Consider the following 12,053-nt stretch of genomic DNA (forward strand, 5'->3'; position numbering starts at 1 on the left):
CCGCCGCTGCCGCCTGCCAGGCTGTAGCGGTCCCGCCGGCCCATTGCTCCGTTCCGTACGGCGACGATTCCACCTGTCCTCTCGTCGCCGTGCGGAACGGCTTTTTCCCGGTACCCGGTAAGGAGTTCAACCGTGCCCCGCATCTTCTTCAACGGCCAGGCCATGGTCGGCGGACCGTTCCACGCCAAGGTCGCCGACTCGCTGGTCGGCCCGGCCCGGACGGCCCCCGGCTACCGCTTCTTCTCGATCGACGACGTCTGCCCGGGCCTGCTCGCCGATCCGGCGGTCGACACCGCCATCGAGGGCGAGCTCTACGAGATCACCCTGGAGCACCTGCGCGACGTCATCCTCCCCGGCGAGCCGCGGGAGTTGGAGCTCGGCGTCATCAAGCTCGACGACGGCTCCGCCTGCCTGTCGATGCTGCTCGCCCGCGGCGAGGTGGAGCGGGGGGTGCACCGCGAGATCACCCACCACGGGGGCTGGCGCGCCTACCTCGGCTCGCTCGGGCGCACCGCCTGAGACCGGGCGCGTAGCGGCGGACGCACCACGGCGAACGGATCACAGCAAGCGAATCACGGCGAACAGATTTCAGCGAACAGATAACAGATGACAACTTTCGTCAGCTGTCATCTGTTCGCTGTTATCCGTCACTCGTCACCCGCCCCCGGGCACGCCGCAGCCCCGGACCCTCGCCGTGGGTCCGGGGCTGCGGTCCGCGCGCCGGCCGGGAAGGCCGGGTTGCGGAGTCCGGGTCACGCACCGTCCCTGGGCGGCCCGGAGTTCAGGGGTGGAGGAGGAGCGGGGCGTCAGAGCGGCCGGGCGGCGAGCTCCTTGGCGGCGCGGGCGCAGGCGCGGGCGATCCGGTCCTCGTCGACGGTGGTCAGCTGGCCCTTCTCGACGACGGCGTTGCCGTTGACGAACAGCACGGCCAGCGGCGGCAGGGCGCCGAAGGTGAGGGCGGCGACCGGGTCGGCGATGGAGGAGTGCAGGACACCGTCGATCTTCCACAGCGCGAGGTCGGCGAGCTTGCCGACCTCGATCGAGCCGATCTCGTCCTGGCGGCCGAGCACCCGGGCGCCGCCCATGGTGCCCAGCCGCAGCGCCTGGCGGCCGGTGAGGGCGGCCGGGGACCCGTGCAGACGGTTGATCAGCAGGGCGTTGCGCAGCTCGGTGCCGAGTTCGCCGGACTCGTTGGAGGCGGTGCCGTCGACGCCGAGGCCGACCGGGACGCCGGCCCTGAGCATGTCGGGGACGCGGGCGATCCCGGCGGCCAGCCGGGCGTTGGAGGAGGGGCAGTGGGCCACGCCGGTGCCGGTCTCGGCGAACTTGGCGATGTCGGAGTCGTTCATGTGGACGCAGTGCGCCATCCAGACGTCCTCGCCGAGCCAGCCGACGGACTCGAAGTAGTCGGTCGGGCCCATGCCGAACAGTTCCTTGCAGAACTGCTCCTCCTCGGCGGTCTCCGAGCCGTGGGTGTGCAGCCGGACGCCCTTGCGGCGGGCGAGTTCGGCGGACCGGCGGAGCAGGTCGGTGGAGACCGAGAACGGCGAGCAGGGCGCGATGGCGATGTGCAGCATCGAGCCGAAGGAGGAGTCGTGGTAGGTGTCCACGGCGGCCTCGGAGGCGGTGAGGATGTCGTCGAGCTCCTCGACCGCGTGGTCCGGCGGGAGGCCGCCGTCCTTCTTGCCGCGGTCCATGGAGCCGCGCAGCGCCGTGAACCGCAGGCCGAGCTCCCGGACGGCCTCGATGGAGGCGCCGAGGACGTCGCCGCCGTCCTTGGGGAAGACGTAGTGGTGGTCGGAGGCGGTGGTGCAGCCGGACTTGAGGAGGGCGGCGGCGGAGCCCTGGCTGGCGGCGTGGACGAGCTTCTCGTCGATCCGGGCCCAGGTCGGGTAGAGGGCGACGAGCCAGTCGAAGAGGATGTCGTCCTGGGCGAGGCCGCGGGTGATCCACTGGTAGAAGTGGTGGTGGGTGTTGACCAGGCCGGGGGTGATCAGGTGGCCCTCGCCGTTGATCCGGCGCACCACGTTGTCCAGCCACTGCGGGGCGGGTCCGTCGCCGACCGACTCGATCGTGTTGCCGAGGACGACCACGTGGCCGCGGGCGTACTCGGTGTCGTCGGCGTCGACGGTGGCGATCGCGACGTTCTCGATGACGATCCGCTGGTCGGCGGGTGGGGGCTGGACTGCCATGGTGTCACTCCTATGGGGGAGGGCCGGGAGGGGCGTGCGCCGCGCGGCGTGTGCCCCTCCCGGGCCGGTCAGGACGGTGTCGCCGTCGGCACCGTCGCGCCGGAGGTCTTGCCGGACCTGGTCCGGCGGGCGGCTCCGGCGTGGTGGAAGAGCAGGTTGAGCAGGACGGCCATCACGCAGCCGACCGAGATCCCGGAGTGCATCAGGGTCCGGACGGCCTCCGGGAAGGAGTCGTAGAAGGTCGGCACCGCGATGGGGATGATGCCGACGCCGAGCGACACGGACACCAGGATGGTGTTCGAGCTGGACTCCATCCCAGCCTCCGCGAGGGTGCGGATGCCACTCGCCGCGACGGTGCCGAAGAGCACGATCCCGGCGCCGCCCAGGACGGGCTGCGGTACCAGGGAGACGAGCGACCCGAGCACGGGGAAGAGCCCGAGCAGGATCAGGATGCCGCCGCCGGCCGCGACCACGAAGCGGCTGCGGATCTTGGTCAGCGCCACCAGCCCGATGTTCTGGGCGAAGGCGCTGGCGGCGAAGCCGTTGAAGACGGGGCTGAGCGCGGTGGCCAGTCCGTCGGCCCGCAGGCCGGCGGCGAGCGTGGGTTCGTCGGCCTCGCGCTCGACGATCTTGCCCAGGGCGAGCATGTCGGCGGTGGACTCGGTCATGGCGACCACCATGACGATGCACATCGAGACGATCGCGGCGGCGTCGAAGACGGGCGCGCCGAAGTGGAACGGGGAGGGGAGCGCGAAGACCTTCGCGTCCTTGACCGCGCCGAAGTCGGCCAGGCCCAGCGGGAAGGCGATCAGGGTGCCGAGCGCCAGGCCGATGAGCAACGAGAGCTGCTGCCAGAAGCCGCGCAGCAGCCGGTTGCAGAGCACCACCGCGACGAGGGTGATCGCGGCGAGCCCGACGGCCCGCATGGAGCCGTATCCGGGGGCGCCCGGCGAGCCGCCGCGCGCCCAGTTGACCGCCACCGGAAGCAGGGACACCCCGATGAGGGTGATCACGGTGCCCTGGACGACCGGGGGGAAGAACCGGATGAGCTTGCAGAAGTACGGTGCCGCGAGGAAGCACAGGATCCCCGCGACGATCACCGCTCCGAAGATCACCGGGAGGGCGTCCTTCGGGCCGTGCTCCTTGGCTATGGCGATCATGGGCGCGACTCCCGCGAAGGAGACGCCGTTGACGAACGGCAGTCGCGCGCCGATCTTCCAGATGCCGAGGGTCTGGAGCAGGGTGGCCAGTCCGGCGGTGAACAGGCTGGCCGAGATGAGCAGGGCGAGTTCGGCGGGGGAGAGCCCGACGCCGGCGCCGACGATGAGCGGGGGTGCGACGACCCCCGCGTACATCGCGGCGACGTGCTGGAGTCCGGTGGAGAAGAGCTTCACCGGGGGCAGCAACTCGTCCACGGGGTGGGTTCCGGGCCCGGACGGCTCACCGGGGAGGTGCGCCGACGTGCCGTCCGGGCCAGAGGTTCTTTCCGGGGTGGAACCGCCGTCTTTACTGCTGGTGTCGCTGGGTGCCATGTCGAGCCCCTCTTGTGCCCGTGACTCCCGGCGCGCCCGCGGCGCTGGAGGTGCCCCGAGGGCGGGACGGCGGTGCAGGAGTCCCTCGGGGCGCTTCTCCAGTGCCCCGGGCCGGCCGCCGCGAGGCAGACACGAACTCCGGTGGGTGGGGGTGGAGAAACTGGTGGAACGGGTGGTTCTGGTGGTGCGGGTACTGCTGTCCGCCCGGACGCGGCCGGCGTTCGGGGGCCGGCGGGTGCGGCGACTCCGGGCGGTGCCCATTGGGGTGGGGCGGTCAGGCGACGGGGATGACCGGGACGACGCCCTCGCGGTGCACGGTGCCCTCGATGAGGCCGTACATCCGGTCGGCGGCGTAGTAGACCTCGTTGTCGTTCTTGAGGCCGAAGGGCTCCAGGTCGACGAGGAAGTGGTGCTTGTTGGGTAGCTCCAGGCGGACTTCGTCCACCTCGGCGCGGTTGTTGAGGACCCGGGTGCCCATCGAGTGCAGGGTCTGCTGCAGCGAGTAGGAGTAGGTCTCGGCGAATGCCTCCAGCAGGTGCCGCCGCACGTGGGTGTAGGAGCGGTTCCAGTTGGGCTGGGCCTCGCCGTCCCGGCCGTCGTAGCCGTACTTCCAGCGGGCGGTGACCTGGGTGGCGAGGATGCGGTCGTACGCCTCTTGCAGGGTGGTGTACTTGTCCTTGATGTAGCCCCAGAACTCCGAGTTGGTGGAGTTCATGACGACGAGGTCCTTGAGGCCGGAGATGACCTGGACGGTCTCGCCGTCGTAGACGATCTCGGCGGTGCGGGTCTCCTGGCCGTTGCGGACGAAGGAGTGGCCGACCTCCTCCGAGCCGATGAAGCGGGCCGAGTTGTCCGGCGTCTTGATCCGGTCCCAGGCGTACTCCTCGATCCGGATCCGGGCGCTGTGCACGACGCCGCGCTCGGTGTCGTCGACGAAGTGGCGGGCCAGGATGATGCCGAAGGCCTCGGCCGACTCGATCCCGTGCTCCTTGGCGAAGGCGTACACGGTGTTCTTGGTGGTGTCGGTGGGGAGGCAGTTGGCGTTCGACCCGGTGAGGTGGACGTCCTCGAACTCGCCCCGGAGGGAGACCGAGACGTTCAGGTCCTTGATCTCGTGCCGGGTGGAGTCGCGGTAGACCCGCACGATGCGGTTCTCCGCCTTGCCGTACTGGTTCTGACCGAGCACGTGGGCCATGACGTGGCTCCTAGGGCTTCCAGGTCGGTCTACTAGCTTCCGCGGTAGACCGAGTATCCGAACGGGTTGAGCAGCAGCGGCACGTGGTAGTGGTGCTGCGCGGGCGCGACCGTGAAGACGATCGAGACCTCGGGGAAGAACGGCGGCTCCGCGGACTTGAGCGCGTGGTAGGCGCAGGTGTCGAAGAGCAGCCGGACGACCGAGCCCGCCTCCACGGCCGGCAGGTCCTTGACCCGGCCGTCGGAGTCCGTGGCGGAGGTGTCGAGCACCTGCCAGCCACCCTCGGTGTGCAGTGCGAGCTCGACCGGGACGCCCTCGGCCGGGCGGCCGAGGCTGGTGTCGAGCACGTGGGTGGAGATGCCAGTCATGGGTGAAGTGACCTTACTGATCGCAGAAGTGATCATTCGTCAACACATGCTAACGATCCGTCAGGATCTGCCCGTCGGGGCCCGCCAGGACCCCGCCAGGGCCTGTCAGGACGCGTCGAGCAGGCGATTGAGCCGAATGTCGTTGATCTTGCGCAGTTCGCCCCGGACGATCTCCGCCTCGGTGGCGGCGTCGTTGGGGTGGCGCTCGCGCAGGGCGGCGAGCATGGTGGCCGCGGTGCGGCCGGTCGCGCAGATCAGGAACACGTGGCCGAACTTGGCCTCGTAGGCGGCGTTGGCCTCGTGCAGTTCGTCGAGGAGGGCTTGGTCCACGCCCCGGATGCCGGCCTGCTCCCGCTGCGAGGTGGCGTCGCCGGTCCTGGGCTTGCCGATCCGGGCGTGGCCGGCCATCGCGTCGTGCAGGTCGGCGACCGTCAGCCCGGCCACGGCCGCCGCGTTGGCGGCGAGCAGGGACTCCCGGTCGGGCCAGGGCCTGGCCCGCGCGACGTCGGCGGCCCAGTGGGGGCTGGAGCAGGCCTCCAGCAGAACGGCTTCCAGGTCCGCGGTGTCGGCCGCGGCCAGGGCGTCAAGGGTGTGGGGGTGGTTGGTCACGGGTGGACCTCCTGAAGAGTGGTGCCACCCGCACAAGCTAGATCCACCCCACCCGGCCGTCAACACTTTGTTGAACGGTTGGTGGTTACGTTTTGAACCGGCCGCCGTTGCCGGCGCGATTCGTGTGCGATTCGCCAAGTGCGCCCCGCCGGGGGCTGGTTCGGACTGGCCGCGCCGGCGGGGTCCGCCTGTCCGGAAGGTTTCCGCCGGGAGGAGGTCCTGGAGGAGTCGACCGGGGGATCGACCGGGGTCAGGAGGGCTTCGAGCCGTCCTGGCGGTTGAGGTAGTTGTACACCGTGAACCGGCTGACGCCGAGCGCCGAGGCGACCGTCTCGACCCCGTGGCGGACGGTGAAGGCGCCGCGCTCCTCCAGGAGGGCGACGACCCGCTGCTTCTCCCCGCGGTCCAGCTCGGCCAGCGGGCGGCCGTCGAACTGGCGGGCCATCTCGGCCAGCAGGCGGTCCAGGGCGCTGCTCAGGTGCGGCAGCCGGACGGCGAGCGCCGGGGTGCCCTCCCACTCCAGGACGACGTCCTCGGACTTCGCCTCGTCCAGTCGGACGGGCGTCGCGCCGACGGCGTCCAGCAGCGGCTTGATCGCCAGGGCGAGCGGGTGTTCCGCGTGCTCGGTCACGGCGTGCCGCCCTCCTCGCCGAGCACGCTGACCTGGACCGAGATCCGGGTCGCACCCGCGGTCAGGGTTTCCCGGAGCAGCTTGGTCACCGCGGCGAGCACCTGGTCGGCCTCGCCCTCGGCGCCGGTCCCGAAGGGGCCGACCGAGACGGCCAGGCCGGCCTCGTCGACGACCTGGCGGGCCGCCGCGGCGTGCTCGGGGAACGTGTCCAGTTCGAACGGTTCTGTCGTGAACTCCACCATCAATCGCACGTGCTCACTGTAGCGAGCGCCGGTGCGGGCGGGCGGGGGTCGGTCGATCCGGCGCCCGCGGTGCCGGCGGGAGGGGGTTCCGGGTTCACGTCCGGACTTCTTCAACAAAACGTTGCGGCGGTCTTGACACCTGCTCGCCGAGCCGGAGATGCTTCCACCACGCAGAATCCCTCTTCCGGATCGTGGAAGTAGCGGATCTCGGAAGAGAGTGAGAGGTGAGTGACGTGACGGCCGCTTCCCGGCACAGCTTCACGGTCAACCTGTCGATCCTGTTCGGCGAACTGCCGCTGCTGGAGCGTCCCGCCGCGGCCGCGGCCGCCGGTTTCACCGCCGCCGAGCTGTGGTGGCCCTTCGGCGCCGAGCCCACCCCGTCCGAGGCCGAGCTGGACACCCTCCGCAAGGCCTTCGGCGACGCGGGCGTACGGCTCACCGGCCTCAACTTCCTGGACGACCTCACCCTCGGGGCCCGCGGCACCGTCTCGGTGCCCTCCGAGCAGGACCGCTTCCGGGCCAACGTCCCGGTCGCCGCGGGGCTCGCCGCCTCGCTCGGTGCCAAGGCGCTCAACGCGCTGTACGGCAACCGGATCGAAGGCGTCGAGGCCGCCGAGCAGGACGCCCTCGCGCTGGAGAACCTGGTGCTCGCCGCCGGGGCCGCGCACGAGATCGGCGCGATCCTGCTGATCGAGGCCCTCAACGCGGCGGAGTCCCCGGACTACCCGCTGGTCTCCGCGGCCGCCGCGGTCGAGGTGGTCGACAAGGTCAACGCGGCCACCGGCCTGGGCAACGCGAAGTTCCTCTGCGACCTGTACCACCTGGCCAGGAACGGCGAGGACCTGCCGGCCGTCATCGACGCCTACGCCGACCGGTTCGGCCACGTGCAGATCGCCGACAACCCGGGCCGCAACGAGCCCGGCACCGGTGGACTGGACTTCGAGGACCTCTTCGCCCGGCTCACCGCCGCCGGCTACACCGGCCCGATCGGCCTGGAGTACCGCCCCTCCACCGGCGTCAGCGCCGACAGCTTCGGGTGGCTGCCGCGCGAGCACCGCGCCGCCGAGTAGCCGCTGAGTAGGCGCCGAGCAGGCGCCGAGCAGGCGGGCCCTGCGCTGCCGCCGAGCAGGCGGGCCGCACGCCGCCGAGCAAGCCCGGCCCACCACCCTCCCCACCCCACGAACGACGTAAGGAACGACGCGATGAGCCGCAAGATCGCCTTCATCGGCCTCGGCATCATGGGCAGCCCGATGGCCGCCAACCTGGTCAAGGCCGGCCACCACGTCACCGGCTACAACCTCACCCAGCCGCCGATCGACGCCCTGGTCGCGGCCGGCGGTCACGGCGCCACCAGCATCGCGGACGCGGTGAAGGACGCCGAGGTCGTCATCACCATGGTCCCGGCCGACCCGCACGTCGAGCAGGCCATCCTGGGCGAGGGCGGCGTGCTGGAGAACGCCAGGCCCGGCACCCTCGTGATCGACATGTCCTCGATCACCCCGCAGACCTCCCAGAAGGTCGAGGCGGCCGCCAAGGAGAAGGGCGTGCGCACCCTGGACGCCCCGGTCTCCGGTGGCGAGGCCGGCGCCGTCGAGGCGGTGCTGTCGATCATGGTCGGTGGTGCCGCCGAGGACTTCGCCGAGGCCAAGCCGCTGTTCGACGTCCTGGGCACCACGGTCATCCACGTCGGGCCGTCCGGCGCCGGCCAGACCGTCAAGGCCGCCAACCAGCTGATCGTCGCCGTCAACATCCAGGTGCTCGCCGAGGCCGTGGTGTTCCTGGAGAACGCCGGCGTCGACCTGCCCGCCGCGCTGGACGTGCTCGGCGGCGGCCTGGCCGGTTCGACCGTGCTGAACCGCAAGAAGGCGAACATGGTCGACCGCGAGTTCGCCCCCGGCTTCCGGATCGACCTGCACCACAAGGACATGGGCATCGTCACCGATGCCGCCCGCGCCGTGGGCGCCGCGCTGCCGGTCGGCGCCGTGGTGGCCCAGCTGGTCGCCTCCGCCCGCGCCAACGGCGACGGCTCGCTCGACCACTCGGCGCTGCTGCGCGGCGTCGAGCGCCTCTCGGGCCGCGAGGTCAAGTAGGCCCCGGGGCTCCTCGGGCCCCCGTGAACTCCTCCTGGTGGCGTGTACCTCATCCGGTCGTGCCCGCGCCACCAGGAGGCCAGACCCGACCGGCGGGCGGGCCGGGGCTCATCCGCCCGCCCGCCGGTCGATCCAGCCGGTGATGCGTACTCCCCTGTCGGGGGCACTTCGGTCGTGCCGGTACGCCTCGCCTGGCCCCCTCCCCGCCGAGGGGAGCCTCTCGTACGTCGGAAGCGGGACGAGGGGAACGGCGGGGAGGGGGTCGCACCTCCCGGCGGGAGTCGCACCCTCCCGGCGGGAGGCGCATCTCCCGGCCGGGGGCGTTTCTCCTGACGGGGGGTCGCACCCCAGGTGCACCCGGGCCCATGCTTGGCACAGGCTGTCGAAACATCGCCAGACCCCGTACGGAAGTGAGGACCGCACCATGCCCGTCACCCCCCACCAGGGCCATGTGGTCGTAGCTCCCGACAAGTTCAAGGGCACCCTGGAGGGTGCCGAGGTCGCCGCCCGGATCGCCGCCGGCGTCCGGCGCGCCGCGCCCGGCGTCGAGGTGCGCGAACTGCCCGTCGCCGACGGCGGCGAGGGCACCCTGGCCGCCGCGCTCGCGGCCGGCTTCACCCGCGTCCCGGCCAAGGTGGCCGGCCCGACCGGCCTGCCGGTGGACGCCGCGCTGGCCGTGCGGGGCGACACCGCCGTGGTCGAGCTGGCGCAGTCCTCCGGTCTCGCCCGGCTCCCCGGCGGACGCACCGCCCCGCTCGCGGCCGGCTCCTACGGCGTCGGCCAGCTGATCGGCCGGGCCGTGGCGCTCGGCGCCAAGCGGATCGTGCTCGGCCTCGGCGGCAGCGCCTGCACCGACGGCGGCGCGGGCATGGTCCAGGCTCTCGGGGCCCGCCTGCTCGACGCGGATGGCGCCGAACTGCCCCCCGGCGGAGCCGCGTTGCGCAGGCTCGACCGGATCGAGCCCGGCCCGCTGACCGACGTACTGGCCGGCGTCGAGATCGTCGTGGCCTGCGACGTGGACAATCCGCTGCTCGGCCCGCGCGGCGCCACCGCCGTCTACGGCCCGCAGAAGGGCGCCGACGGCGCCGACCTGGTGATCCTGGAGGAGGGCCTGACCCGCTTCGCCGACCAGGTCGCCCTGGCCACCGGACGGGACGTGCGCGACGCCCCCGGTGCCGGGGCCGCCGGCGGGGTGGGCTTCGCCGCCCTCGCGTTGCTCGGCGCCACCATGCGACCCGGTATCGAGCTGCTGCTCGAACTGCTGGGTTTCGACGAGGCCGTGCGTGGGGCACGCCTCGTCGTGACCGGTGAGGGCTGTCTGGACGCGCAGACGCTCCACGGCAAGGCCCCCGCCGGCGTTGCCTCGGCGGCCACCCGGGCGGGGGTTCGGGTGGCCGCCGTGGCGGGGCGGCTGGAGCTGTCCGAGCCCGAGTGGCGGGCCGCCGGGTTCGCCGCCGCGATCGCCCTCACCGACCTCGCGGAGCAGCCGGGGGACAGCATGACCAAGGCCGGCGAGCTGGCCGAGGTCGCGGGGGAGCGGCTGGCGGGCGAGCTGCTGTCCGGCTGATCTTCGGGCCGATCCCCCGTGCCGACGGGGCGCGCGGATCCCCCGTGCGTTTCCCTCGCACGTTCCTCCATTGACGTTTTGTTGAAGGCGGGCCTAGGCTCCCGGCAATCCTTCGCTTCCCCGCCCGGTTCCCGCCCGCTTCCCCGCCCGGTTCCCGCCCGGTTCCCCTCCCGGTCCCTGCCCGGCGCCCACCCCCAACTTCCAGGTTTCGGAGGTCTCCCATGCCTTTCAGCCAGCCAGCGGTGATCCGCTCCCGACGGGTGGTCCTGCCCGACGGTGAGCGCCCCGCCGACGTGCTGATCCGGGACGGGAAGATCGAGCAGGTCGCCGCGTACGGCTCGCTCCTCGCGGGCGACCGGCCCGACGGCGACGGCGGCCTCGCCGACCTCGGCGAAACCGCCCTGCTGCCCGGCCTGGTCGACACCCACGTGCACGTCAACGAGCCCGGCCGCACCGAGTGGGAGGGCTTCGCCACCGCCACCCGGGCCGCCGCGGCCGGCGGCGTCACCACGATCATCGACATGCCGCTCAACTCCGTCCCGCCCACCACCACGCTGGAGGGCCTGGCCGCCAAGCGGAAGACCGCGGACGGCCAGGCCTGGGTCGACCTCGGTTTCTGGGGCGGCGCCGTCCCCGGCAACGTCCCGGACCTCGCGCCGCTGCACGAGGCCGGCGTGTTCGGCTTCAAGAGCTTCCTCGCCCCCTCCGGCGTCGACGAGTTCCCGCACGTCGAGGCCGCGGACCTGGAGGCCGCGCTGGCCGAGCAGGCCCGGCTCGGGGCGCTGGCGATCATCCACGCCGAGGACCCGGCCGTGCTGGCCGCCGCCCCGCAGCAACCCGGCGTCCACTACCGCGACTTCCTCGCCTCCCGCCCCGCCGACGCGGAGACCGTCGCCGTCGCCGTCCTGCTCGACACCGCCCGGCGCACCGGCGCCCGCGTCCACATCCTGCACGTCTCCTCCGCCGCCGTGCTGCCGCTGCTGCGCCAGGCCCGCGAGGACGGCGTCCAGGTCACCGCCGAGACCTGCCCGCACTACCTGACCCTGGCGGCCGAGCAGGTGCCGGACGGCGGCACCGCCTTCAAGTGCTGCCCGCCGATCCGCGACGAGACCAACCGCGACCTGCTCTGGCAGGCCCTGGCGGACGGCGAGTTCATCGCCGTGGTCTCCGACCACTCGCCCTCCACCCCCGACCTCAAGCTGCTGCCCGAGTACGGCGGCAGCGGTGACTTCGCGGCCGCCTGGGGCGGCATCGCCTCCCTGCAGCTGGGCCTGCCGGCGATCTGGACCGAAGCCCGCCGCCGCGGCCACGGCCTCGCCGACGTGGTCCGCTGGATGTCCGCCGGACCGGCCGAACTCGTCGGCCTCACCGGGGTCAAGGGCGCCATCGCGGCGGGCTGCGACGCCGACCTGGTCGCCTTCGACCCCGACGGCGAATTCGCCGTCCACCCCCGCGAGTTGCACCACCGCAACCCCGTGACCCCGTACGCGGGCCGGACGCTGACCGGCGCGGTCCGCACCACCTGGCTGCGCGGCCGCGCGGTGGACGTCTCGGCCGAGCCCTTCGGCCGCCGGCTTACCCGGCCCGCCGCCGCCCCCACCACCCCGTCCGATCGCCCGTCCTGAGG

11 protein-coding genes and 1 pseudogene are annotated in these 12,053 nt (G+C 72.4%); 5 read left to right on the top strand and 7 right to left on the bottom strand.

Going from position 1 to position 12,053, the window contains the following annotated elements; all coding sequences use genetic code 11:
• The first annotated feature begins 132 nt into the window (after positions 1–132).
• Positions 133–519, top strand: a complete 387-nt coding sequence (locus ACIOGZ_RS01550; RefSeq protein ID WP_363579264.1) for a gamma-glutamylcyclotransferase — start codon at positions 133–135, stop codon at positions 517–519.
• 287 nt (positions 520–806) lie between these two features.
• Here the strand turns inward: ACIOGZ_RS01550 and ACIOGZ_RS01555 are convergent, their stop codons facing one another.
• The 7 genes from ACIOGZ_RS01555 to ACIOGZ_RS01585 form a co-directional block, all read right to left on the bottom strand.
• Entirely contained in the window at positions 807–2,192 is a 1,386-nt protein-coding gene (locus ACIOGZ_RS01555; protein WP_400984374.1) for an 8-oxoguanine deaminase, read from the bottom strand.
• 68 nt (positions 2,193–2,260) lie between these two features.
• A complete protein-coding gene (locus ACIOGZ_RS01560; RefSeq protein ID WP_363579260.1) occupies positions 2,261–3,724 on the bottom strand; it encodes a nucleobase:cation symporter-2 family protein in 1,464 nt (487 codons plus the stop codon).
• A 274-nt stretch (positions 3,725–3,998) separates the two neighbouring features.
• Positions 3,999–4,919 (bottom strand): factor-independent urate hydroxylase, encoded by a 921-nt coding sequence (gene pucL / locus ACIOGZ_RS01565; RefSeq protein ID WP_400805009.1) that lies wholly within the window; start codon positions 4,917–4,919, stop codon positions 3,999–4,001.
• Positions 4,920–4,951: 32 nt separating this feature from the next.
• On the bottom strand, positions 4,952–5,287 hold the full coding sequence (uraH, locus tag ACIOGZ_RS01570; protein ID WP_400984377.1) for a hydroxyisourate hydrolase: 336 nt from the start codon (positions 5,285–5,287) through the stop codon (positions 4,952–4,954).
• 105 nt (positions 5,288–5,392) lie between these two features.
• Complete coding sequence (gene uraD, locus ACIOGZ_RS01575; protein WP_400984380.1) at positions 5,393–5,896, bottom strand: 2-oxo-4-hydroxy-4-carboxy-5-ureidoimidazoline decarboxylase; 504 nt, start codon at positions 5,894–5,896, stop codon at positions 5,393–5,395.
• A gap of 250 nt (positions 5,897–6,146) precedes the next feature.
• Positions 6,147–6,527, bottom strand: coding sequence for a helix-turn-helix domain-containing protein (locus ACIOGZ_RS01580; protein ID WP_363630691.1), 381 nt, complete (start codon positions 6,525–6,527; stop codon positions 6,147–6,149).
• Entirely contained in the window at positions 6,524–6,769 is a 246-nt protein-coding gene (locus tag ACIOGZ_RS01585; RefSeq protein ID WP_079136014.1) for a thiamine-binding protein, read from the bottom strand. Before ACIOGZ_RS01585 ends, ACIOGZ_RS01580 begins: the two co-directional genes overlap by 4 nt.
• A gap of 224 nt (positions 6,770–6,993) precedes the next feature.
• On the opposite strand from ACIOGZ_RS01585, the gene ACIOGZ_RS01590 reads away from it, so the two are divergent.
• The 4 genes and pseudogenes from ACIOGZ_RS01590 (at position 6,994) to allB (ending at position 12,051) form a co-directional block, all read left to right on the top strand.
• A complete protein-coding gene (locus ACIOGZ_RS01590) occupies positions 6,994–7,839 on the top strand; it encodes a TIM barrel protein (RefSeq protein WP_363579252.1) in 846 nt (281 codons plus the stop codon).
• Between the two features lie 129 nt (positions 7,840–7,968).
• Positions 7,969–8,859: pseudogene (locus tag ACIOGZ_RS01595) on the top strand (2-hydroxy-3-oxopropionate reductase); the annotation flags it as partial.
• Between the two features lie 424 nt (positions 8,860–9,283).
• Positions 9,284–10,426, top strand: coding sequence for a glycerate kinase (locus ACIOGZ_RS01600; protein ID WP_363579249.1), 1,143 nt, complete (start codon positions 9,284–9,286; stop codon positions 10,424–10,426).
• Positions 10,427–10,647: 221 nt separating this feature from the next.
• Positions 10,648–12,051, top strand: a complete 1,404-nt coding sequence (gene allB / locus ACIOGZ_RS01605) for an allantoinase AllB (RefSeq protein ID WP_363579247.1) — start codon at positions 10,648–10,650, stop codon at positions 12,049–12,051.
• Positions 12,052–12,053: the final 2 nt, after the last annotated feature.

It is taken from the genome of Kitasatospora sp. NPDC088160 (genome assembly GCF_044741445.1).
GTDB lineage: Bacteria > Actinomycetota > Actinomycetes > Streptomycetales > Streptomycetaceae > Kitasatospora.